Origin of the sequence: Arenibacter palladensis, from assembly GCF_900129275.1 — a bacterium.
In the GTDB taxonomy this organism is placed as follows: Bacteria; Bacteroidota; Bacteroidia; order Flavobacteriales; family Flavobacteriaceae; genus Arenibacter; species Arenibacter palladensis.
The window spans coordinates 388,006-412,468 of the sequence record NZ_FQUX01000004.1 but is presented as its reverse complement, the minus strand read 5'-3'; the positions used below and the strand labels follow the sequence as shown (position 1 = coordinate 412,468).

The window sequence follows — 24,463 nt, the reverse complement described above, 5'->3', positions numbered from 1 at the left end:
CATTTTAAAAGCAAAAAAATTATATCTAGTGAATTCATTTCGAAATTCCCCATATGGTATAATTCCTTATTTAATTCTAATAACAAATGCCTCGGTCTCTAGCAATTTACCCCACAAATCCTTAGGAAGCTGAATAGCCATACCTTCGTCTTTTTGGGTCCATTTTAACTTTTGTTTACCTCCCAAAAGTTGAGCCTTGGCACCTCTTGAAGGAATATAATCGGGAAACACTATTTCTGAAGGCAGGGATGTTTGCCCTTTTTCTACTAGATAGGTGAGGTACACTGCGCCATCAGGTTTGGCGGTAACACATACGTTGTTAAACTTAAACGGGGCCAAAGATCGTGTGCCGTATATGGCCTCTTTGTTTACCGACATCCAATCCCCAATTTCATTCAACAATCTGTACGCCCCTTCATCCCACTCCCCTTCTGGGCTCGGAGCTACATTCAACAACAAGTTTCCTCCCTTGGCCACTATATCCACCAAGGTATGGATTGCCTCACGTCCGGACATATATTGGGCATTAAAAGAATAGGACCAACCACCGCCAGCTATAATACAAGACTCCCAAGGATAAGGAAGGGGCTTTTCCGGCACCCTATTTTCCGGGGTCAAATAATTTTGATTTTTACCGTGAACGGCACGGTCCACCACAATTAATCCAGGCTGTTTTTCCCGGGCCTTGACCACTAATTCGTCCATCTTTATGTCCTGATTAACTATACGGTTCTTAAGATATCCGTTGTCATTGTTTACCAGTTGCTGCTCATACCAATTGGTAATCTCGGATTTTGGCGTTTTGGCCACCCAGCCACCATCCAACCACAAGATATCCACCTTACCGTAATCTGTTAGTAGTTCCAATATTTGATTGTGGGTAAAGTCGATGTACGACTGCCACTTTTCGGGATTTGCCTCAGGTTCGTAATTAACATTTCTGTCCCTAGGAGGATAATAGGGATCCCAATAGGTAGGGGTATTCCAATCTGGTTTTGAAAAATAGGCTCCGGCCCATAATCCCTGTTCCCTAAAGGAATTGAAAATTTCCTTGGTGATATTGGCTTTAGGGTTGGTTGAGAAAGGGGTTTTTGGATCCGTAATTTTGTAATCCGTGTATTTGGAATCGAACATAGAAAAGCCATCATGGTGCTTGGTGGTGAATACCACGTACTTCATTCCGGCATTCTTTGCCGCCTTGGCCCATTTATCCGGGTCAAATTTCACAGGGTTGAAGGTCTTCTGCAAACCTTCATATTCTTTTTTATACGTATTGTAATCACTGGGATTGGAGCCCTTGGTCCGCTCGCACCAACCATATTCTTCGGGACATAGTGACCATGATTCCACAATTCCCCACTGACTATAAGTCCCCCAATGCATGAGAAGACCAAATTTCATATCCTGCCATTCTTCCAATTTTTCCAGAACCAAGGGATCGGTCTCGGGAACATACCTCTCGTCCTCATAGATGGCCTGTGCGGTTATTAACTGACAAACAAAGGCCAATGTTACTGCCAACAAAAGAGATCTTAATCTGTTTTTTATAATATTCATTTATAAGGGATTTAATTAATTATTATTTCATCCGCAAAAAGCCAGGAAGGCAAGCCTGCTGCATGATGCCAATAAGGTGTATTTGTATTTTTGGCCTGAACTTTAATATATTGTGCATTCCTTTTATCAAAATCCAATTTAAAAAATTGAATATCGTTAACCTTGCTTTCCTTGGTCAATGGAAAGGGATTATTAATGGTCCCAAAATTTTCAAAATGCTGGTTATCCAAGGAACCGGAATAGGTAACTTTCTCAGGAAAAAAGACGATGTGATTGGTAACCTGCAAAAAAGCCAGGGAAATAGTACTAATATTCATAGGTTCACCTAAATCTACCACTACCTCCATATCATTGCCCTCATACCCCAACCAGTTGGCATAAAAGCTACTTCCTCCCAAGGCCCCATCCGTAAGCGCCAAGGGATCCTCCTTAGCGTATTTTTTTGGTTTCGTAATGGTGACCACTTTTTTACCCATGGCAACGTTGGGCATTCTTATTACTTCCAGTGCGGACATGTAATTTGCCAAATACTCCGTTACGGTAAAACCCATTTCATTCATTAAGGTAATATTGTTCTTGGCACTGATTGCCTTAAAATTGTCCAGTAATGTGGTTACCAGTGGATTTATTATTTTTTTACCTTCCTCATTGGGAATCAAAAGTCTATATCTGTCGTTAATATTCTTCCTACTGGCCTCCAGTTCTGCTATATCTACCCCCAAGCGCGCCACTTTTACACGTGACAAGATTTCTGGCTTTTTGGCCACTGCCTTTTCCGCATCATCAAATAATTGGGAATATTTAGAAAGTAAGTCCGGACTTAAATAGGATGAAAATGCCTCTGACGGATCACCGTAGAGAAATAGAAAAAAATCTTTGTCCTCCTTTAACTTGGCATGAATTTCATCTATGTACTCTTTTATATAAATGCCTGCCTCTTCGTAATAACCACTGGTAAAATCCGTTAACAGGGCATCCAGGTTTTGATCCGGATTCCAAAGCAGTTTTGCAGTAATATAGGACCTAAGCTCAAAAAGTTCACTAGGATTGTTACTGTGCTGTTCAAATACCCACTTGGCATTGTTTTCCCTAAACAATAGAATATTGGGCTGTAGTGTATGGATATTGGGAAAGGGAGCAAAAAAATTGGTAAACTGGGTTGTATAATCCCAAATCCTAATGTTCTGGGTCAATTTACCCCATCCAATTAAATCGTTTGCAAAATCCGCACATTTTTCGGTAATAGGTGCACTTCTGTCGCATTCTATAGAAGTAAGTGTAATCAAAACATTTTCCAATGGCTTGGTCTTACAAGGCTTTCTTGTATATTGATAGGCCAAGGTAGAAATCGTTTTATCTGGAAAATCAGCCGCCACTTCATTTACAAATCGTATCATAGAGCCAGACGCACTACCCTCTTCCTTATCTATTTTACTACAATTGTCGCACTGGCAATGCTGCTGATTATCATCCTGACTTACAGATATAACCTGCGACTGGGGATATTGTTTGAACAAAGAAGCTACCGAATCCTTAACAATGGCCAAAACATCAGGATTGGTCAAGCACAATTGGGTAGGCAGCCTTTGGTCTCCCCTTAAGGCATAATATTCCGGATTGGATTTGTAGAATTTTTCTTCGGGCAAAAACTTGTGGAACGTATGTACCCTGGCACTGGGGACATAGGTAGGGAAGGATTCATGGGTTACCTTCTGCTGTTCCGCATAGTCAGGGTTATCATAAAACAATCTTGAATGTACCGTTCTAGTAGTAATATCTGGGGTATATACATAATCCAAAGCAGGAAGATCAATAGTTTTGGAAACAGGTATTTTTTCAACTTTGGGGGCATACCACCTACAATTTAAATAGCGTTCCAGAAATTCATATACAGCATATTTGGTAGCCTTATCGGACCCGCCGGATAATAAAAGGTTTTTATCCAAGGTCCTAATGGATATCCCATCTGCCTCCAAATGCCTTTCGTAATCTATACCCAAATAAACTTTTTGCTTTTCACCTGTCTGCGAGGCCTCTTCAACTATTCCCAGTTTGGCCCCACTTATTTCATATAGATATCGTTGCAATATCTCGGCAGATTCATGCTGACTTTCGGTAGCACGACCCATAATTACAATTTCATAATTGGACTGGCCCTCATGAACAAGTTCAATTCCATCCCTATTACAAGAGGAAGAAATCCATAATATTAATAAGAAACTTAGGGTTTTGATATTTGCCTTTAACATTTTCATTCCAGATGCAATTTTGACCTATTTGTTCAATTTCAACTCCAAAGTTTTGCCGTTTACCAATTCATCATGACTTATAAAATATCCCTTGTGCGGTTTCCCCTCTATCTTAATATTTTCAATAAACCGATTCTGCTCCGAAAAGTTTGAAATTATAGTAATTTTTTCCTGTTGGTAATAATCACTATCCAAATGTATGGTTATCTTATTAAACCTGGGTGTTGTTATGGTATAAATTGGATTTGAAGGACTTACGGGATATATCCCCATCATTGAAAAAACGGCCCAAGCGGACATAGTACCCGTATCGTCATTTCCAGGTAGTCCATCTGGAGAATTTTTATAATACGTATCAAGTAATTCCGAAACCATTTGCTGGGCCCGTCTTTCCTCTCCTTTTACATAATTGAATAAATACGGGTAGGCGATATCCGGTTCATTGGCCATATCAAAATGCCCCTTATCAAAGACATCCTGCAATCTATTCACAAATGGTTTTGACCCGCCCATTAGTTGCATAAGACCTTTGGCGTCATGGGTAACCATAAATGAATACTGCCAGGCATTGCCTTCTATAAATCCTAGATTTTTTACGAAGTTGGCCCCGGCTTCCGGGTTATAGGGGCTCAACCATGATCCATCGTCATTTTTAGGTCTTAAAAGATTAAATTCCTTGTCGAAAAGATTCCTATAAGAAATAGACCTCTTGGAGAAGCGCTGGTAATCTTTCTTCTTGCCTAAGGCCTTGGCCAATTGGGCTATGGCATAATCTGAAATATTGTACTCCTGGGTAGTAGATACCGATCCACTATTGGTTGTTTTCGTGGTCAGATACCCCTTTTCCAAATAATCCTTTAGTCCAGGGCGAAGAGGGTTATCCTCAAGCTGATCTGCACTTTTGACCATTGCCATATAGGCCTTTTCCACATCAAAATCCTTTATACCCTTCAAATAGGTATCAGCGATAACAATACCGGCCGGATCCCCAACCATAGTGGTGGTTTCCGTGGCATTCAACTCCCATTTCGGCAACCACCCACTTTCATCATAAATTTGAAGCATACTTTTTACCATATCGGATTGTTGTCTTGGATAAACCAAACTCATAAGTTGATGCAAATTGCGATACGTATCCCATAAGGAAAACACGGTATATCTAGTATCTTGGGTCCTTAAAGTTTCCCTGGTTCTCATTTTAGGATAATCCCCATTATAATCATTTAGGGTACTGGGGTGTATTAAAGTGTGGTACAGGGCCGTATAAAACTTGATTTTATCCTCTTCAAAACCTCCTTCTACCTCAATTTTGGACAAATATCCGTTCCAATTCTCCTTGGACTCTGCCAAAATTTGGTCAAAACTCCGCGTTGATGTTTCCTTTTCAAGATTTTCACGTGCGTTTTCAATGCTGACATAGGAAATTCCAACTTTCATTTCCACTACCGTAGGCTCTTTGAAATTATAACGCATATAGCTACCTATACTATCGCCCACCACTTCCATGGCATATCCGGGCATTATTCTGGTCTTTCCGTTATAGCCCATCCATTCCGCCTCGGCACCTTTATAGGTGGTCGGCTTTTTCCAAACCCCAAATTCGTCTGCCGGCTTAGAGAATCGTGCTACAAAATATACCGGATAGGCTTCCTCTGGTTTATAATAGCAAAACGAACCAACAGAACGAACCCCTTCAATTTCCGTTGGTGAAACTACCTTTACAGTGGCTCCTTGTTCATTGGTAAGTCCCAAGCCTAGATTTATAAGAATATTGGCATCCCCTTTCGGAAAGAAAAATTTGCTCACCCCTACTCTGGTCGTAGCCGTGGCCTCTACCTTTATATTGTAATCATCCAAGGTATTGGAATAGTATCCTACTTTAGATACCTCATTGGAATAGGAGGTACCATATTGTAGATAATCAACTTCAAGATCACCAGTGGTGGGCATGGCCAAGATTACCCCCAGTTCCGGACAACCTACCCCGCTAAGGTTAACGTGACTAAATCCGGTTAGAAAAGTGTTCTCCTGTACATATGGCGTTGACAACCATCGACTGTCTTTTTCCAAAGGTAAATTTTTAGGGCCCGCCACATTAAACGGCGACACACTAACCATACCCCTTACGGCAATAGGCCCTGGATTGGTGGTCCCGAAATTTGAAGTCCCTATTAGGGGGTTCACATAATCTACCGGTTGCTTTTGACCATAAACGCCAAGGGTGAATGCTATCAGTATCAATACTATTTTATGTTGTAAACCCATAGTTGTTCTTTGCTATTTATGTTTGCATTGAGTGTACTTCAATCTTAAATTTACACACCCCGCATCAATTGTGGAGTCTACGAATCCTCCTTAAATTATATTAAACCGTTGAAAAGAAAACCTTAGTTTTTCAGACTTTCCTTTTATTATTATTCAAGCATTGGAAAACAAATCCAAAGCGATTGATCCAATCAACATTAATTCTCCTCTACAGAGGACTGCCACACTTTTTCGACAGAGGGATTAGATGTTTTTATGATTTTTCTTCATAATCCTGGATATATGATTCAATTGCCCTCAACACATTGTCCATATCCCTCAATTTTTGGTCATCGGTAAAACGTAAAATTCCAATACCCAAGTAATTCATCTTCTCCTCTTTTACTATATCCTTATCATAAACTTCTACTATACCGTGTGAATAACCGTCAACTTCAATACCCAACATAAGTTCCTGGCAAAAGAAATCCAAAATATAATTGTCTATAGGTTTCTGACGATGAAAATCGTAACCATACATCTGTTTTGATTTCAACTTTAACCATAGTATTATTTCTGCTTTCGTACTATTATTGCGCAAATCACGAGCTAATTCTTTCAATTTAGGGTTATAAGGAATGATTTTTCTTCTTTTCATTGCTTATCTTTTTACACACCCCCAGCCCCTCTCAAGAGGGGAGTTCTCAATGCCCCAATAACAAAATTTATCCGCACAATAAAACATCCTTCTTACAATTACTTCTAACATAAATATTGAACCAAGAAATATCTCTACTTCCAAAATACTACTCCTAACTGAATACGACTCATATTTCGATAACCGTCAACATTCCCTTATCAAGAAGGGAGTTTCTGTACCCTTATCAATAAATTTATGCTCTTAACCAAACATATTTCTTACAATTATTTCTCACATAAATATTGAACCAAGAAATATCTCCACTTCCAAAATACTAGTCCTAAATGAATACGACTCATATTTTGATAACCGTCAAAATTCCCCTCTGAAAAGGGGAGTTCTCAATGCCCCGATAACAAAATTTATCCTCACAATAAAACATCCTTCTTACAATTATTTCTAACATAAATATTGAACCAAGGAATAAATCTCTACTTCCAAAATACTACTCCTAATTGAATACGACTCATATTTTAATAACCGCTAACATTCCCCTCTTGAGAGGGGTTAGGGGTGTGTTTTCTGTGGAAGGCTAAAAGTATGTTTCCCCAGCTTTCCAATTATTCCACGACTACCTCATCTATAAACATCCAAGAGCCACCTCCTGTAGGCGGAGTTCCTAAATTTGTTGCCTTTACCTTAATGTATCTAGCGGTTTGTCTCTCTGTTTCGATTAAAAAATCCTTTAATTCCGAATCATTGTTTGCCGCATAATCCCGTTTTACGATTCCTGCACTTCTGAATGTTTTGCCATCATCCGAAAGGAAAACTTCCACTTGAATTGGAAAGTAGATCCCAGAACCTTGATTTTCCAAAGCACCAACAGATATCTTTTCCATTTCCGTAGGAGACTCCATATCGATCACCAATTCCATATCATCACCCAACCATCCTTGCCATTGTCCGTCGTGAAAATTTTTGGAACCACGAACTACATTCACCATCCCAAATTCTTTGGCTCCCTGATAACTGTCGTGATATTTATTGATATAGTTTACAGGTTTCCCCACAGCTTTATGATAGGTGATCGTTTTTTCATATAAGGCACCAATAGGTTGATCTTCTTTAAAAACTTGAGCCTTAATGGTAGTCGTATTTTTAACATTTATAGGAGTAGTGTACTTTTCAGAAGCCGAAGTAATATCCCTATCATCTATAGTATAGCGAATATCCGCATTGGGGAATTCAGACTTAAGGGCGATTGAAATAACTGCGTTTTCAGTATTGACCGAAGTCTCAGTAGTTACCTGATAGGCACTTTTGGCATAATTGACCCCCATAATCCCATATCTCTCAAAAAGACTGCTTACCCTGTTTGAAAAATCGTCCCAATTTCTATTATCCTTACTACTCCAAACAGCTTCTGCCAAGGCGGCCAAACGCGGATAGGTCATATACTCCGCCTGGTCATTGGTCGGGACGTATTCCGTCCATAAATTAGCCTGACCTCCCAAAACATGCTTGGCCTGTTCCTCACTCATCCCCTCAACCACAGGATCAAAATGATAGACCTTACTAAGCGGTAAATTACCACCCCAAGCCAAGGGCTCTGCATCTTGGTCCCCTTGGTAATAGTCAAAATAACAATGCGAATTAGGAGTCATCACTACATCATGACCAGCTTCGGAGGCCTCCAAGCCACCTTTTACCCCACGCCAACTCATAACGGTTGCGCCTGGAGCCAAGCCACCTTCCAATATTTCATCCCAACCCAATAAAATTCTTCCCTGGGAGCTTAAAAAACGTTCCATGCGTTGAATAAAGTAGCTCTGAAGTTCCTCAACATTGGCGAAGCCTTCTTTTACCACTCTTTTTTTGCAATCAGGACATATTTTCCAATTGGTCTTGGTAGCCTCATCACCACCTACATGAATGTATTGTGAGGGAAACAATTCCATCACCTCCAATAAAACGTTCTCCAAAAACTCGAAAGTTGAATCCTTCCCAGCACAATATATTTCAGTGATGGGCCATACGCCACCGGAAGGTACCATGATCGGATTTTGGAAACATGATAATTCAGGGTAAGCCGCTATAGCGCTCATTACGTGGGCGGGCATTTCAATTTCGGGAACCACAGTTACGCCCCTGCTCTCGGCATAAGCCACAATTTCTCTAATATCTTCCTGGGTATAAAATCCACCATATGTGGTCTCAGTCCCCAAATCAGGAGTTGGTCTAGCATTCCAAGGCTTATCTTCTTGGTCCACCCTAAAGCCACCTACTTCTGTTAATTTTGGATATTTTTTTATTTCTATACGCCAGCCTTGGTCATCTACCAAATGAAGATGAAGAGTATTCATCTTCAGCAATGCCAATTGATCTATAGTGGCCAAAACATAGTTCTTGTCGAAAAAATGCCTGGAAACATCCAACATAAAACCTCGCCATTTAAAACGAGGACTATCCTTTATTTCCACATTGGGAATATCCCAATTAATATTGGTAACCACGCTTTTACTTTCTATAGCAACTGGAAGTAATTGTCTAATGGTTTCCAAACCATACAAGAATCCATTATAGCCTTGGGCCTTAATAATCACCTGATCATCCGTTACCTGTAGGTTGTAGTCCTCCTCGGCCAAGGACGGATCTATAGATAATAGTACAAAATTCCCACTAGGCGCCGTATCTACCACTTCCAATTTCCATCCGGCTGCCGAAACAAATTTATTTTGCAATACTTCTAGGACTTGGGCTTTATCCTTATCCACCACCAATTTGGTTTCCTTGGTAAACCTAAATGCCCCTTGGTTAAATCTCATTTCCAAAGGTTTGGGAACAATACTTATATCATTCTCCGTAAAAATGGTTTTGCTCTCCTCTCCACACCCCATCAGGATAACTAGCAGAATCACTAAAAAGCTTTGAATTATTGTCTTTTCCATTTTACTCCCTTTATTCATTTCCATTGGCCAGCCCTATAGTTTGTATTACGATATCATTTTTTTATTTATCCACACTACGAAATTCCCCATCTTCCTTGATAGTCAATATTTTACCCGTAAAAGGACTTTTTACCCAAATATTATATCCAAACCGGTGCTTGTCCAGATTTGGCTTAATAGTCTTGTCCAATATAGTCTTGGGCATTTCCACCAATTTTTCAGCGTCCTTTTTCCCTTGTAAAACTCCCCTGTAAAGGGAATACAAGTGCCATTTTATATAATCGTCCTTAGGAATGGTGAAATTGGCCTTTCCACCGGCCTCTTCGGATGAAAAATATACATAGCCCCAATGCTCGGGTTCATGCATATTAATAACTCCCTGAGGCGACCACACCCAGTTATATTCGGGCATAAACTTGCCGTTATCGTCCTTTTTCCTGGAATACCGTCCATCCGTTAGATCAAATTTCCAATTTACCCTGGAGAAGTTTATTCTCCAAAAATCGTTTTCGGGTACTTGGCCGTTACTGCTGGCTTCCGTGATCACCTTCCATGGAATGGCTATTTCCACCGTCCAGCCTTTGTCCGTATCCGAGGAATCATTTAAGGTTCCGTCGATACTTACTGCCGATTTCACCCCTTGTATATCCCAACTATCCACTACTTTTCCGTGATTCCTATACGGCTTGGTCAAAAACAAATCCCAAAGTGTATTATGGGCATTCATTTCATATTCATAATAATTGTGGGTATCCCCGTCCGGGTCTATAAAAATCTCAAAATCATTATTGTAGAAAATAACGGTGTCCCGTTGTTTTAAGGTAGCCCATACATGAGGCTCCTCCATTTCTGCAAAAACATATAGGTACTCATTGTCCCATAGCATTTTCATCCTGGTCCTGTAATCAGGTATAAGTTTTCCTTCGATATCGATATAATCCTGTGACCAAGGTGCTTTTTGCCAAGAGGCATCATCCGCCTTCCCATCTATGTCCAGTGTTTCACTAGCCTTAAAAGCAATGTAGTTTCTAGGTACCTGCTCCTGACTACTTAGTGTGGTAAAACCAGTGCATAATAGTAAAAGTGCCAATAACCAGGTTTTGATTTTGATGGAAAAAGTGGTCTTCATATTTTAATTTTTATAATTTCTATTTTTAAAGCACCGGCCCTGCAAAAAAACACGGATTACAAACTATTCTCCTTCGTGAATTTCACAATTTCGGATATACGTCCAAAGGCCAAACCGGTAACGGTATCCGCCGCCCCATAATAAATGGCAACCTTGTCCTCTTCAATTGAATGCAGTGCGGCACAAGGAAACACTACGTTGGGCACATCGCCCACACATTCATAATTGGTCTGTGGAGATAATAAATAAGGCTTGGTCCTATATAGCACCTGATCTGGACGATCCTTGTCCAAAATAGCCGCTCCCATGGAATACCTAAATCCGTTGCAGGTATTTATGACCCCATGATAAAAGGTTAACCAACCCTCATCGGTCAGTATGGGAATTGGCCCTGCCCCAATTTTGGTGCACTGCCACGCACTATCCACAAATGGGGTCACCTTCATTACACAACGGTGTTCCCCCCAATATTTCATATCTGGGCTATAACTAATGTATATATCTCCAAATGGGGTATGCCCATTATCACTTGGGCGACTCAACATGGCATATTTACCATCTATTTTCTCCGGAAATAATACGCCATTCCTATTAAAGGGCAAAAAGGCGTTTTCACATTGAAAAAATTCCTTAAAATCGAAGGTATACCCTATACCTATGGTCGGACCGTTGTATCCGTTGCACCAGGTTATCCAATACCTATCCTCAATAAATACCACCCTGGGATCATATTTATAGTCAGATTCGATCATATCGGTATTTCCGGCCTGAAACTGAATTGGCTCATGATTAATATCCCAATCAATCCCATTCTTACTAAAACCGGCAAAAATATTCATTTGCACCGCTTTGTTATCACAACGGAAGACCCCGGCAAAGCCATCTTGAAATGGTACTACCGCACTATTAAAAATACTGTTGGAAGAAGGGATTGCGTCCCTCTTAACCACTGGATTCTCCGTATATCTCCAAACTACATCTGCACTATGGGCAGGCCTTTCTTGCCATGGAATGTTCCTCACTTTATTCTGATTTATATATTATAATTAAACTTTTTTTCCCTAATTTAAATTATTCAAAAATTGATCAAGGGCATATCAATTTTATTCTAATTGGGTATTTTCCTAACCTTATCCAACCAAGTGAATTTTAAAATTGTGGAAGTGATGCCGAAAACAACCAATGCAATGATCGCTTTTGGGTAATCCCTGATCATAAAATAAATGGGGAGCACTATCATACTGGACTGCCATATAATTCCAATTGCACAGTTCATCATATCCAACCAAAACTCATTGTTCTTTTCAAAGGTGGGATCTTCTGCTTTCAATTCCTTATATATCGGATTCCACCAACCCCAAGGTTTCACATCTTTGTAAAAGGATTTTAATACTTCCTTGTCTGTTGCAGGGCTAAAATAGGTTCCTAAAAACGAACCCAACATGGAGACCCCAAAAATAATAGGGAATAGATAAATGGCATGTACATGGGAAAGATCGTACAACATACTACCCTCCGTAAAATTGCCCTTGTTGTTATCCAAAACAAATTGCAGGGAAGCAATAATCAAACCGGACAACATACCCCAAAAATAGCCCCAGCCGTTAAATCGCCACCAGATCCATTTTAAAAAATTGGCCGCAACATAGCCCCCAAAAAGAGCACTTGTTATCCAAAGTGTTAGGGAATTGATGGAATCCGCGAAAAACCCCATAATAACACCTAAAATCACCACCAAAAACGACGCTATATGACTTACTTTAATATAATGCTTGTGCGATGCTTCCGGCTTAAAGTATTTTTTGTAAATATCATTGACCAAATAAGCGGGGCCGGCATTCACGAAGGCAGAGAAAGTTGACATAAAAGCTGCGAGCAACCCCGCCAACAACAAGCCCTTTATTCCTACAGGCACATGAAAGTTGATTACTTTTGGTAGAAGAACCTCCAATTCTGCACCCGTTAGCCCAGGGTTAGCGATCATCTCCGGAGTTAATACCACCAAGGCAATGACTACGATACCGGATATTAGCAAATACCTAGGGATAAACAACACCAAATTGGTAAACCCACTCATATATGCGGCATCTTTGACCGTTCTGGTAGACAATATTCTCTGAAGATCATAACTAGGTGTTGGTCCGGCAATACTGGCAAAGAAACCTTTAAATAGGGTCATCCCTATCAAGGCCCCGAACATCTTATAACCTTCGGAATCGATCAAATCATTAAATGCCTGAAATTCCTGGTCCCAATGGGTTCCCAATTCCCAACCGAAAAATACGTTTTTCCATTCGGCGCTTATTACCGAATTGATCTCTACATCGGAAAAAGCAAAAAAGGCATAGCCAGCTACAAGTACACCGGCAATAACCATGATGATATATTGCAGTACTTCTGTAGCTACCACAGAGAACATCCCTCCCTTTACAGTATAGATCGTAGTTAAAAATATGATGATCATGGCATAGGACTGTTCGGAGTTCAACAAAACCATCTCCCCTATATGCAAAGCCATATCCCATGGTAAAATAATAGTCAAAAACTTACCAACGCCTTCAAAAAAATAAGCAATAAATCCTACGGCGGCAACTATGGCAAATACGGCCACTATACTATGGGAGGCCCGTCCAGCCCTATCATCGCCAAAGCGCGTAAGTATCCATTCCGATCCGGTCATAATATTGGACCGTCTGATCCAAACGGCCAAAAACATCATAACAAAGATTTGGTTCCAAATTGGCCATAGCCACATGAACATAAAACTCTTAACGCCGTACAGAAATAAAATTCCTACCATCCAAGCAGTACCGGAAACATCGAACATACCGGAACCATTACTTAGCCCCAAATAATACCATTTTATGTTGTTCCCACCCAAAAAATAAGACTTTAACCCTTGGGATGCCTTTTTTGAAACCCAAATACCCACAAAGAGGGTCAGAATTATATAGGCTACAATAATTACTACATCAATTACATCCATTCAAATTAATTTTTAGAGTTGAAGCAAAAACTTCTTCAACCTGTGTTTTTTTTTATTTTTCAAGGTTAAAAAACACCACATCCCTGTGTTTTTTCATCCCATGGGCAACAACTCTTATTTTTTTTTATAAATTCCCCAAATTTTCAAGTCGGCTTGAGGGGCTATTCATAAAATAAACAAAAACCAACAAGTAGATTCCACTTACCTGAATTAAATATTTGATTTTTTTTTCAGGAAATGGAATAAAATTAGACCAACAACCAACCCGTAAAGCCAAACGCCTATTTTTAGAAATTAAGTCTGTTTTCAATGATATTACCAATCAAAACCCTGAATCATAAATTACTTGGTAGAAATAGTTCCGGTGATTTCAATATTAATTACAGGCACCATATTATTTTTTGGGCCGTATATATCCTCTTTAATATATTCCGCTGGGGAAACCTACACCAGGATTTTGCCTATTCCATAAAAACGAACTTATTGGGTTTCCCAATACATATGGCCTTGGCATACTTCAATATTTATTTTTTGATGCCCAAATTCGTTTACACCAAGCGTTATATCACCTATACTTTTTTACTCCTGGCCTCTTTGTTCGTAGGTTTATTGGTAAAATTCAACCTTACTTATTATTTGGTAAGCAACAACGTAATGCCAGAAGCCGGGGACGTTGAAAGCCTTACATTGAATTACGCCATTGTTACCATGCTGGGAGAACTTTATGTAATGTCGTTTGTAACGGCCATTAAAATTACGGTAGACTGGCTAAATGAAAACAGCAAACTCCATGAACTGGAAAAAAGACAGTTGACCACAGAATTAAAATTCCTAAGGGCGCAGGTTTCACCACATTTCTTCTTTAACACGTTAAATAACATATATTCCCTAACTTTAGAAAAATCGGACAGGGCACCACAGGTAGTTCTAAGGTTATCAGAATTAATGCGTTATTTGCTATATGCCACGGACAAACCCTATCAGGATTTAACAAAAGAAATTGAATGTATCCAAAATTATATTGATTTGGAACGTATCCGATTTGACAATTCTTTACAAATAGACATGAATATTTCGGGCGATCTTGAAGGAAAGGGAATTGCTCCCATGCTATTAATGCCCTTTATAGAAAACAGTTTTAAACATGGCGCCAGTAAAAATATTGGCAATATGTACATAAAAATAAATTTGGAAGTTGTGGACGACATCCTGAATTTTGAAATCAGCAACAATATTCCGCAAAGTAAGTCGCGTAGCACAATAAATCCGGAAGTTGGTGGAATTGGGCTTTCCAATGTAAAAAAACGCTTGGAACTGGGCTATGAACCCAAAGATTACAATCTGTCTATCTTTGAAAAGGACAAAATGTTTAACGTTATTCTTAAATTAAAGGTGTAATGAGTTTTAAGGTAATAATTATTGACGATGAACCACTGGCAATCAACATATTAAAGAACTATGTAGAACAGATTAAGGAACTGGAGCTGGTTCAAACCTTCACCAACGCAATTGACGCTTCTACTTTTTTACAGAGAAATGAAGTAGATATTGTTTTCCTGGATATCAATATGCCCATTATGAACGGCCTTGACCTCCTAGGGAGTGTAAATTCAAAGGCTATGGTAGTGATGACAACGGCCCATGAAGATTATGCCCTTAAGAGCTTTGAGCTGGAGGCCATAGACTACTTGGTAAAACCTATACCTTTCCACAGGTTCTTAAAGACCGTTAATAGAATTATTAATTTAAAGGAAGGAGTTCCCAAAAACGAAGTGCCTACTACCAATGACAATCCCAGCATTTTCGTAAAGGTAGATAAGAAAAAATTGCAAAAAATTTATTTAGACGACATTATTGTCATTGAAAGTCTAAAGGATTATATTAGGATAAAGACAAAAGCGAACAAGCACATCATTCATAAAACCTTGAGTAGTTTTACCGAAGAACTGCCTTCGGACAAATTTATTAGAATACACAGGTCCTATACCGTAGCCATTAACAAGATAGATGCTATTGAAGGAAACAGCGTGGAAGTTCAGGGCATTAGGTATACCATTGGTCGTAGTTACCTAAACGAAGTAAAAAGCAAAATTCTTCATGACGATTTGGAATAAACCGTCCTATTTACACTTTATTCTTTTTTTTGGCTGCATTTAGCTGCCTTGGATTGTCATTTGTCGAAATTTACCGTTAAATAATTGTAAACTAGTTAATTTAGAAGGTATTAATTTATCTAAAGTCAAATGTTAGCCCATCCCATAAGTAAATACTTAAACCGCTCCCTAACTGGGTTATATTCGCTATTGGTATCCATTCCTGTATTATTCGCCGTTGGCTGCAACACTGGAGTACAGACCTCAGAAACGGCGGACAACAATGAAATTCATGGGAGGGTTCCGGATAAAATAGACTTTACTTTTCATGTAAAACCAATCCTATCGGATAGATGCTTCAAATGCCACGGTCCCGATAAAAATGCCATAGAGGGAGGACTATCCCTGAACACGGCAGAAGATGCCTATATGGCCTTGGGTAAAAAGAAGGACCATTACGCCATTGTTCCCGGCGATGTTGAAAAAAGTGAATTGGTCAATAGGATATACACCACGGACGAATCCTTAATGATGCCTCCTCCAGAATCCAACCTTACCCTTACCCAGTACGAAAAGGAAGTTTTAAAAAAATGGATAGATCAAGGAGCCGAATACAAGGAACATTGGGCATTTATTGCTCCAGAAAAGCCAAGTGTACCAAAAACGACCAATACTACCTGGGCCCAAAATGAAATTGACCAATTTGTTTTAGCACAACTAGAACAAAAAGGCCTGCAACCCAGTGAAAAAGCTTCAAAAGAAAAATTGCTAAGAAGGGTGTTCTTCGACCTAACCGGGCTACCACCAAGCGTGGAACAAATAAACAACTTCGTCAACAACGACTCCCCCACTGCCTATGAAGAAATTATAGATTCCCTGTTAAATACTATGGACTACGCAGAGCACATGTCCGCTGAATGGATGGATATTGCGCGATATGCGGACACTCATGGATATCAGGACGATTTTGAACGAATCATGTGGCCATGGCGCGATTGGGTAATTCACGCCTTTAAGCAGAATATGCCCTATGATCAATTCGTCACCTATCAATTGGCGGGAGACCTTATGCCCAACCCCAATGCCGAACAGATTCTTGCCACAGGCTTTAACAGGAACCACAAAATTACCTTTGAGGGCGGGGTAATTCCTGAGGAATATCGCATTGAATATGTAGAGGACAGGACAGTGACCTTTGGAACCGCTTTCTTGGGCCTAACTTTTGAATGTGCCCGATGCCATGATCACAAATATGACCCCATAAGTCAAAAAAACCATTTCGAACTGTTCAGTTTCTTCAATAATATTGATGAATTGGGACTAACACCAGGTGGGGCCGGAAAAATACCAAAGCCATATATGACCATTACGGAAAAGGAAAAGAATGGTGTATTAAGCTTTGTTCAACTCCAAAAATCCACCATGAAGGAAGTTCCGGTCATGATCATGAACGAAATGGAGGAAATTAGACCATCCTACATCCTGAACAGGGGGGTTTACGACCAGCCCACCACCCAGGTATACCCCAATACACCCGAATCCATACTTCCTTTCCCGGAAGAATATCCCAAAAACCGATTGGGGCTGGCAAAATGGCTTTTCCATAAAGACAACCCTTTAACTGCCAGGGTAACTGTAAATAGATTTTGGCAACGCATGTTCGGTACGGGCTTGGTGGCATCTTCCTTCGATTTTGGCAATCAGGGCTCATTGCCAACACATCCCGAATTGCTCGACTTTCTTGCCATTAAATTAAAGGAAGAAGGTTGGGATGCAAGAAAAATATTAAAATATATGGCCCTTTCGGCTACTTATCAACAAAATACCAGAGTATCCAAAGAATTACAGGAATTAGACCCGGAAAACAGGTTATTGGCACGCGCTCCAAGATTAAGGTTGACAGCCGAATTAATTAGGGACCAAGCCCTAAAGATCAGTGGATTGCTCAATACAGAAGTGGGAGGCCCAAGCGTTAAGCCTTATCAACCAGCCGGTATTTGGGAGGCCACTACCGGAGGTGGCGGAGGAAGTACGGCTACCTATATTACCAGCACCGGAAAAGATCTATATAGGAAAAGTTTATATACCTTTTGGAAAAGGACCGTTCCTCCACCAAGCATGATGACTTTTGATGCGGCATCCAGAGATCTATGTACGGTTAAACGTCAAGAAACAAATACTCCGTTGCAGGCATTGGTATTGTTGAACGACCCCCAAATCATTGAGGCATCAAGGCTCATTGCCAAAAATGCCATTGATCGTAACAAAGAAATTAATGATCAAATAAAGTACATTTTTAAACTGGCTACATCCAGATCTCCAGATGAGGAAGAATTGTCCATGTTGCACAATTATTACAATAGTATGCTCCAAAAAGTGGATGAAGAAGGTATAGACGCACAGGACTATCTGTCCATTGGAGATTTTGAAATAGATAGTTCCTATTCCAAAAACCAATTGGCCGCATTGGCATTAACGGCACATACTATTTTAAATTTAGACGAAACTATAACCAGGGGTTGATCATGAGCGAAAAAAAAATTATAGAAGAACGATCCTTGATTTTAAACCGAAGGTCTTTTTTAGGCAAAACGGCCTTGGGCGTAGGTGGGGTAGCCCTGGCATCCCTTTTAGGGGCCAACCTATTTAGAAAGGATGAAAATGGTCTACTTACCAAGGATGATAGCTTGGAAGGAGTTAAGGGAATTTTAAATTCACTGCACCACCCTGCCAAAGTTAAAAGGGTAATCTATCTGTTTCAAAGTGGGGGACCTTCCCAACTAGAACTTTTTGACTATAAACCACTATTGAACAAAAGGCGGGGGGAAGATCTTCCGGAATCTATCAGAAACGGACAGCGCCTTACGGGAATGACTGCCGGACAGGATAAATTTCCCTTGGTCGGTTCCCTGCACAATTTTAGCCAGCACGGTAAAAACGGCACCTACATAAGTGATATTCTGCCCTATACTGCCAAAATGGTCGATGAACTATGTATTATAAAATCAATGTATACCGAGGCCATCAACCACGATCCGGCGGTAACGTTCTTCCAGACCGGCTCCCAACAACCTGGAAGGCCCAGTATTGGATCGTGGCTAAGTTATGGTCTGGGAAGCGAAAATGAAAACCTACCGGCATTCACGGTCCTATTGTCCAGAGGTACCGGAAGACCCAACGGACAACCCCTATACACCAGGTTATGGGGCAATGGTTTTTTACACTCCCTACACCAAGGTGTTCAATTTAGGGCAGCCAAGGATCCCGTCCTATATCTGAATGATCCCAAGGGCATTACCAAAGAGGTTAAACGCGAAATGTTGGACAATTTGGCGGCTTTAAACGACAAGCATTATCAAGATTCCGGTGATCCTGAAATAAAAAGTAGAATTGCCCAATATGAAATGGCATACAGGATGCAAACCTCGGTCCCCAATGTTATGGATACTGCCAATGAACCCGATTATATCTATGAAATGTACGGGCCCGAAGCAAAAATTCCCGGAACCTATGCAGCAAATTGCCTTTTAGCAAGAAGATTGGCGGAGCAAGACGTACGTTTTATCCAATTGTACCATATGGGTTGGGACCAGCACGACAATCTTCCAGGGGCTATTGCCAAACAGGCCAAAGATGTGGACCAAGCCTCTGCAGCTCTGGTAGCCGATCTAAAACAGCGTGGATTATTGGAGGATACCCTGGTGATTTGGGGAGGAGAATTTGGAAGGACCAATTATTCACAAGGTCTTTTAACAGATACCAATTACGGCAGGGACCATCATCCAAGATCCTTCACTATTTGGATGGCCGGTGGAGGTATTAAACCTGGAATCGTCTATGGAGAAACGGATGATTTTGGATACAATATTGTTAAGGATCCGGTGCATGTACACGATTTCCAAGCAACAATGTTGCATTTATTGGGAATAGACCATGAGAAATTAACTTATAAATATCAGGGAAGAAGGTTTAGATTAACAGATGTGGAAGGCCATATTGTAAAGGATATCCTAACCTAAACTTATAAACCAAAATATGATACTACAGATTATAAGCCTTGGTCGCCTACATCCCCTATTGGTACATTTGCCCATTGGCATTCTTGTATTGGCCTTTCTAATGGAACTATACTTTAGAAAGAAAGAATCCGAAACAGAGAACAATATTATCATTTTCACCCTTGCCATTGCTGCTTTGAGTACAGTGCTATCAGTGGCCAGTGGTTGGTTATTGGGTGAGGATGGGGGTTATGATGAAACCTTGTTGTTTAGACATCGATGGATGGCCATTGGATTGGCCATAGGCAGTGTCCTTTTATACTTTATCAAAAAGTATCCCAAGTCCTGGTCAAAAAATATTTACCTACCCCTATTTATCTGTGTAATAGCATTATTGGGCCTAACTGGACATTACGGAGGCAGTATGACCCATGGGGAGGACTATCTGTATAAAAATGAAAAAGCGAAAAAGGTAGTTATTACAGACGTTGACAATGCCTTGGTATTCAATGACATCATAATGCCAATTCTGGATGATAAGTGTGTAAGTTGCCACAATCCCAACAAGGTTAAGGGGGGCTTAATTATGACCAACAAAGAGCAACTGCTATTGGGGGGAGAATCGGGCAGCTTATTGGTTGCAGAAAAGGACGAAGATCCCAGATTGATACACCACATTAAATTGCCCATGGAAGACGATGACCATATGCCCCCAAAGGGCAAGGTACAGTTAACCAATCAGGAAATTCAATTGTTGGAATGGTGGATAGGCCATGAAAACTGTTTTGACTGTGTGGCCGGGACTTTGGATAAAACCGAAAAGATCAACACAATTTTAAATTCTTTGGAGGAAGATACCTCAACCAGGGCATTAATTGCAAAAAAAGTAGCAATGGTTCCCGAGGACTGGTTGGCGTCCATAAACATCAATGGACCAATTGTCACAAAATTAGCAGAAAAAAATCCTCTTTTGATTGCAAACTTATCCGGCAATAAAAGTTTGGGTAAAAATGATCTCAAGGCATTAAAAAAGTATGCAGAAAACATTGTTGAACTCAATTTGGGCAACTCCAATTTCAATGACACCATTTCTTCATACCTTACTTCCTTCAAGAATCTCACCAAGCTACAACTGCAAAATACAAGGATTACAGATAAATCCATGGAAGTTATTGGGGATTTGGAACACCTGGAGTCCCTAAATATTTATGGAACCGATATTACAGATCTGGGTCTGGTAAAGTTGACCGCACTTAATGGGTTAAAAACTTTATATCCTTGGAATTCCAAGATCACCAAAGAAGCATTGGATGGCTTTAGCAGCAAACATACCGGTATTACAGTTGTAAGTATCAGCGAAGATCTTTTTACACCATCCAGCTTGGAACCACCATCCATAATTGCCGATACGGATTTCTTCAAGGATTCTATTGAGGTGACCATGGATTATTTTTTTAAGGGGGTGGACCTCTACTACACCTTGGACGGTTCAGAACCAGATACCACTTCAACCAGATATAATGAACCCATTATACTTACCGCCTCTACCCAGCTTAAAGCTGTTAGCCATAAACCGGGTTGGGAATTAAGTCCAGTAAAAACCGTCAGTTTTAAAAAATCGAATATTCTACCCAATTCCATTACCCTAAACAACAAACCCAACGAAAAATACAAGGGAAATGGAGGAAACACTTTGATAGATCTAAAAAGAGGGACCAGCAACTTTGTAGACGGGAATTGGATAGGATATGAAGGCAGTAGTTTTGCCGCCACTCTAAAACTCCAAAAAGAAGAATTGATATCTACGGTATCGGTCGGGGCATTTTCTTCTCCTGAGAAGTGGATTTTTTATCCAACTGGTTTTAAAGTCTGGGTATCACAGGATGGAAATAATTTTAAGCTTGTCCACACGGAAAAGCTTCCAACAGAAAAACCCAACTCGGATACCAAATTCCAATTTTTCGACCTAAACATACCCCCAACCAAATCTACCTACGTTAAAGTAGAAGTAATAAGTCAGCTTAAGAACCCGTCCTGGCATCCTAACCCTGGAGGAAAAAGTTGGTTGTTTGTAGACGAGATAGTCCTGAATTAAAATAATGGAAATTGAAGCTCCAAAATCCCTTGTGTAACAATTGTTACAAAGAGAATTTTAGATAACTTTATATTTGCATCTTATTAAATAATATGGATTATATACTTCAACCGTGGCCATGGTATGTGTCTGGGCCTTTAATTGCCCTTGTAATGCTTATTTTGGTGTATTTCGGCAAAACTTTCGGCATGTCCTCCAATTTACAGACACTTTGCAGCATGGGTGGTGCAGGTAAATTTTCGGACTATTTCAGGTTGGATTGGAAAGCCCAGCGCTGGAATCTGACCGTAGTTCTTGGGGCAATCCTGGGTGGATTTATAGCTACGCAATATTTGTCCGATGGTTCCGCAATTGCCTTAAGCGCAGAAACCATTTCGGACCTAAAAGAATTGGGATTTAATAATGCGGGGGAAACGCTTTTACCCCCCGAGATTTATAGTTGGGAAAATGTGTTGAGCCTAAAAGGGATCGCGATCTTGGTCATTGCAGGTTTTTTAGTGGGCTTTGGAACCAGATATGCCGGAGGATGTACTTCAGGACATGCCATAACCGGTCTAAGCAACCTTCAACTGCCTTCCCTGATAGCGGTAATAGGTTTTTTTGTGGGCGGCCTAATTATGACCTTCTTTATTCTGCCCTTAATTTTTGGATCTTAAAATCGAATTTTAAGAAGTACAACGTCTGTAGGACAGTATAAATATTCGATTATAAAGTTATTGTAACAACAATTAAAAATAAACTTAAGGCTGGGGAATTTGATCTCGCCAAAAAGTACATAATATAAACAAAATGAAATTCTTAAAATTCTTGTTGGTAGGTATCTTTTTTGGGATAGTGCTGGTAAAATCGGAAGCAGTATCCTGGTACCGTATCTATGAAATGTTCAAATTTCAAGCCTTTCATATGTACGGAATAATTGGGTCCGCAGTGTTTTTGGGTGTTCTATTTATTTGGCTCTTTAAAAAATACAGGATAAAAAGTATTGAAGGCAAGGACATAGATTTGCTTCCCAAAGATAAAGGGGTTGCAAGGTATATACTCGGTGGTACCATCTTTGGATTTGGATGGGCTTTGGCAGGGGCCTGCCCAGGACCTATGTACATTTTGGTAGGTACTGGTGTTTTTAGCATGTTTATTGTAATTGCAGCTGCCCTATTGGGCACTTTCACTTACGGCCTACTCCAGAAGAAATTGCCACATTAATACAATATGGATAGACCAACATAGTGGAATTCTTTTACCAATACCCACAAACCTAATTTTTGAAATTAATTGCAGTAATACGGATCTACCCAAACCACTCCTAGCCTCAGGACGACATTTGGCTTATAAAAAAAAGGTTTTTACAGCTTTTGCTTTTTAAACAATTTCAGCACTTAGTCCAGCATTCAGAAGCTTACTGCACCTAGGCTTTAAATCGTTGTATTCCCCGGTCTTTACAGTACATTTTCCATTGTAATGTACAATAAGGGAACACTGCTCCGCCTGTTCCGGAGTATGGTCGCAGGCCATTATTAAAGTTTCAATAACGTGATCAAAAGTATTAACCTCATCATTGAACAAAACAATCTCATTTTGCTTTACAGTCTCCTCATCCAAAAGTAATTCTTCCGAGACTTTTTCCTTTGTACTCATAGAATTCAATTTTAATACCTTCTAAAATACATATTTTACGGCAACCCAATTATTCTTTTCCAGATTTTTTTCAAATTTTAACCCTACTTCCTTGCATCTTTCCGAAATCTGTGGAATATCCTCCTTATAAAAACCACTTACAAATAATATACCACCCTTTTTTAGGCATTTCACATAGGTCGGAATGTCCTCCAACAAAATGTTTCTATTAATATTAGCTATAATAATGTCGTATTGCTGGTCTATCAGTAAATCGGCGGTTCCTTCATAGACATTAATGTGGTTACAATTGTTGCGCTCCACATTTTCTTTGGCATTTAGGTAGCACCAGTTATCTATATCTATGGCATCTATGGTAACCGCTCCCTTCATGGCCGCCAAAATAGCCAAAACCCCGGTTCCGCTTCCCATATCCAAAACGGATTTACCTTTAAAGTCATGATCCAATATATGCTGTAACATCATATAGGTAGTTTCATGATGACCAGTCCCGAAACTCATCTTTGGTTCAATGACAATATCATAATCTACCTCGGGCTTATCATGAAAAGGAGCTCTAACCACGCATTGGTCGCCTACTTGAATAGGATTAAAATTACTTTCCCAGGTGGCGTTCCAGTTCTCCTGTTCTATCTCCGAATAATCATAATCAATGCTAAACAAAGGATTGGAAAGAATCTGTAGGCCGTCCAGAATATTTGGATACCAATCCTCCTTTTTAATATATGCCTGAACTCCGTCTTCAGTTTCTACAAAACTTTCAAATTGCACTTCTCCCAATTCCGCAATAAGAATATCCGAAGCGGGTTGAACTGGGGTTACCTTAAAATTATACTCTAGATATATAGAATTCGACATTTCTTTAAACACCTTAATTTGACACCCTTTT

Annotated in this window: 17 protein-coding genes; 7 read left to right on the top strand and 10 right to left on the bottom strand. The window is 39.9% G+C overall.

Annotation, left to right across the window (positions count from 1 at the left end; genetic code table 11):
- Positions 1 to 66: 66 nt before the first annotated feature.
- The 8 genes from BUA60_RS14050 to BUA60_RS14015 form a co-directional block, all read right to left on the bottom strand.
- Complete coding sequence (locus BUA60_RS14050; RefSeq protein WP_072862663.1) at positions 67 to 1,557, bottom strand: alpha-L-fucosidase; 1,491 nt, start codon at positions 1,555 to 1,557, stop codon at positions 67 to 69.
- A gap of 11 nt (positions 1,558 to 1,568) precedes the next feature.
- Positions 1,569 to 3,812: a DUF4838 domain-containing protein gene (locus BUA60_RS14045; protein ID WP_072862662.1), complete on the bottom strand. Its 2,244-nt coding sequence runs from the start codon at positions 3,810 to 3,812 to the stop codon at positions 1,569 to 1,571.
- A gap of 18 nt (positions 3,813 to 3,830) precedes the next feature.
- On the bottom strand, positions 3,831 to 6,071 hold the full coding sequence (locus tag BUA60_RS14040; RefSeq protein WP_072862660.1) for a GH92 family glycosyl hydrolase: 2,241 nt from the start codon (positions 6,069 to 6,071) through the stop codon (positions 3,831 to 3,833).
- 253 nt (positions 6,072 to 6,324) lie between these two features.
- The gene (locus tag BUA60_RS14035; RefSeq protein ID WP_072862658.1) at positions 6,325 to 6,708 is read right to left on the bottom strand and encodes an endonuclease domain-containing protein; all 384 of its coding nucleotides are present in this window, start codon (positions 6,706 to 6,708) and stop codon (positions 6,325 to 6,327) included.
- A 602-nt stretch (positions 6,709 to 7,310) separates the two neighbouring features.
- Positions 7,311 to 9,638 (bottom strand): glycoside hydrolase family 20 protein, encoded by a 2,328-nt coding sequence (locus BUA60_RS14030; RefSeq protein ID WP_072862758.1) that lies wholly within the window; start codon positions 9,636 to 9,638, stop codon positions 7,311 to 7,313.
- 61 nt (positions 9,639 to 9,699) lie between these two features.
- Positions 9,700 to 10,767: a carbohydrate-binding family 9-like protein gene (locus BUA60_RS14025; protein ID WP_072862656.1), complete on the bottom strand. Its 1,068-nt coding sequence runs from the start codon at positions 10,765 to 10,767 to the stop codon at positions 9,700 to 9,702.
- 56 nt (positions 10,768 to 10,823) lie between these two features.
- Positions 10,824 to 11,789 carry a glycoside hydrolase family 130 protein gene (locus tag BUA60_RS14020; protein ID WP_072862655.1) on the bottom strand — a complete coding sequence of 322 codons (966 nt, stop codon included), beginning with the start codon at positions 11,787 to 11,789 and terminating at the stop codon, positions 10,824 to 10,826.
- 86 nt (positions 11,790 to 11,875) lie between these two features.
- Positions 11,876 to 13,753: a sodium:solute symporter family protein gene (locus BUA60_RS14015; protein WP_072862653.1), complete on the bottom strand. Its 1,878-nt coding sequence runs from the start codon at positions 13,751 to 13,753 to the stop codon at positions 11,876 to 11,878.
- 309 nt (positions 13,754 to 14,062) lie between these two features.
- Here BUA60_RS14015 and BUA60_RS14005 point away from each other — a divergent pair, with 309 nt between their 5' ends.
- The 7 genes from BUA60_RS14005 (at position 14,063) to BUA60_RS13975 (ending at position 23,142) form a co-directional block, all read left to right on the top strand.
- On the top strand, positions 14,063 to 15,151 hold the full coding sequence (locus BUA60_RS14005) for a sensor histidine kinase (RefSeq protein ID WP_072862649.1): 1,089 nt from the start codon (positions 14,063 to 14,065) through the stop codon (positions 15,149 to 15,151).
- Entirely contained in the window at positions 15,151 to 15,867 is a 717-nt protein-coding gene (locus BUA60_RS14000; protein WP_072862647.1) for a LytR/AlgR family response regulator transcription factor, read from the top strand. The genes BUA60_RS14005 and BUA60_RS14000 overlap by 1 nt, the downstream gene beginning before the upstream one ends.
- A gap of 129 nt (positions 15,868 to 15,996) precedes the next feature.
- Positions 15,997 to 18,369 carry a PSD1 and planctomycete cytochrome C domain-containing protein gene (locus tag BUA60_RS13995; RefSeq protein ID WP_072862645.1) on the top strand — a complete coding sequence of 791 codons (2,373 nt, stop codon included), beginning with the start codon at positions 15,997 to 15,999 and terminating at the stop codon, positions 18,367 to 18,369.
- Positions 18,370 to 18,371: 2 nt separating this feature from the next.
- A complete protein-coding gene (locus BUA60_RS13990) occupies positions 18,372 to 19,865 on the top strand; it encodes a DUF1501 domain-containing protein (protein WP_072862643.1) in 1,494 nt (497 codons plus the stop codon).
- Positions 19,866 to 19,881: 16 nt separating this feature from the next.
- A complete protein-coding gene (locus BUA60_RS13985; RefSeq protein WP_072862641.1) occupies positions 19,882 to 21,939 on the top strand; it encodes a chitobiase/beta-hexosaminidase C-terminal domain-containing protein in 2,058 nt (685 codons plus the stop codon).
- 92 nt (positions 21,940 to 22,031) lie between these two features.
- Complete coding sequence (locus BUA60_RS13980; protein WP_072862639.1) at positions 22,032 to 22,595, top strand: YeeE/YedE family protein; 564 nt, start codon at positions 22,032 to 22,034, stop codon at positions 22,593 to 22,595.
- Positions 22,596 to 22,728: 133 nt separating this feature from the next.
- The gene (locus BUA60_RS13975) at positions 22,729 to 23,142 is read left to right on the top strand and encodes a DUF6691 family protein (protein ID WP_072862638.1); all 414 of its coding nucleotides are present in this window, start codon (positions 22,729 to 22,731) and stop codon (positions 23,140 to 23,142) included.
- Between the two features lie 156 nt (positions 23,143 to 23,298).
- Here the strand turns inward: BUA60_RS13975 and BUA60_RS13970 are convergent, their stop codons facing one another.
- Together BUA60_RS13970 and prmA are read right to left on the bottom strand one after the other, a co-directional pair.
- A complete protein-coding gene (locus BUA60_RS13970; RefSeq protein WP_072862636.1) occupies positions 23,299 to 23,574 on the bottom strand; it encodes an ATP-dependent Clp protease adaptor ClpS in 276 nt (91 codons plus the stop codon).
- Positions 23,575 to 23,595: 21 nt separating this feature from the next.
- Positions 23,596 to 24,432 carry a 50S ribosomal protein L11 methyltransferase gene (gene prmA, locus BUA60_RS13965; protein WP_072862634.1) on the bottom strand — a complete coding sequence of 279 codons (837 nt, stop codon included), beginning with the start codon at positions 24,430 to 24,432 and terminating at the stop codon, positions 23,596 to 23,598.
- Positions 24,433 to 24,463 lie beyond the last annotated feature (31 nt).

What these genes read in the sequence shown, in the direction of transcription:
- prmA (WP_072862634.1), bottom strand. Translation starts at nt 24,432, where the DNA reads ATGTCGAATTCTATATATCTAGAGTATAATTTTAAGGTAACCCCAGTT.
- BUA60_RS14030 (WP_072862758.1), bottom strand. Translation starts at nt 9,638, where the DNA reads ATGGAAAAGACAATAATTCAAAGCTTTTTAGTGATTCTGCTAGTTATC.
- BUA60_RS14050 (WP_072862663.1), bottom strand. Translation starts at nt 1,557, where the DNA reads ATGAATATTATAAAAAACAGATTAAGATCTCTTTTGTTGGCAGTAACA.
- BUA60_RS14045 (WP_072862662.1), bottom strand. Translation starts at nt 3,812, where the DNA reads ATGAAAATGTTAAAGGCAAATATCAAAACCCTAAGTTTCTTATTAATA.
- BUA60_RS13995 (WP_072862645.1), top strand. Translation starts at nt 15,997, where the DNA reads ATGTTAGCCCATCCCATAAGTAAATACTTAAACCGCTCCCTAACTGGG.
- BUA60_RS14040 (WP_072862660.1), bottom strand. Translation starts at nt 6,071, where the DNA reads ATGGGTTTACAACATAAAATAGTATTGATACTGATAGCATTCACCCTT.
- BUA60_RS13980 (WP_072862639.1), top strand. Translation starts at nt 22,032, where the DNA reads ATGGATTATATACTTCAACCGTGGCCATGGTATGTGTCTGGGCCTTTA.
- BUA60_RS13975 (WP_072862638.1), top strand. Translation starts at nt 22,729, where the DNA reads ATGAAATTCTTAAAATTCTTGTTGGTAGGTATCTTTTTTGGGATAGTG.
- BUA60_RS13985 (WP_072862641.1), top strand. Translation starts at nt 19,882, where the DNA reads ATGATACTACAGATTATAAGCCTTGGTCGCCTACATCCCCTATTGGTA.
- BUA60_RS13990 (WP_072862643.1), top strand. Translation starts at nt 18,372, where the DNA reads ATGAGCGAAAAAAAAATTATAGAAGAACGATCCTTGATTTTAAACCGA.
- BUA60_RS14035 (WP_072862658.1), bottom strand. Translation starts at nt 6,708, where the DNA reads ATGAAAAGAAGAAAAATCATTCCTTATAACCCTAAATTGAAAGAATTA.
- BUA60_RS14000 (WP_072862647.1), top strand. Translation starts at nt 15,151, where the DNA reads ATGAGTTTTAAGGTAATAATTATTGACGATGAACCACTGGCAATCAAC.
- BUA60_RS14025 (WP_072862656.1), bottom strand. Translation starts at nt 10,767, where the DNA reads ATGAAGACCACTTTTTCCATCAAAATCAAAACCTGGTTATTGGCACTT.
- BUA60_RS13970 (WP_072862636.1), bottom strand. Translation starts at nt 23,574, where the DNA reads ATGAGTACAAAGGAAAAAGTCTCGGAAGAATTACTTTTGGATGAGGAG.
- BUA60_RS14015 (WP_072862653.1), bottom strand. Translation starts at nt 13,753, where the DNA reads ATGGATGTAATTGATGTAGTAATTATTGTAGCCTATATAATTCTGACC.
- BUA60_RS14005 (WP_072862649.1), top strand. Translation starts at nt 14,063, where the DNA reads ATGATATTACCAATCAAAACCCTGAATCATAAATTACTTGGTAGAAAT.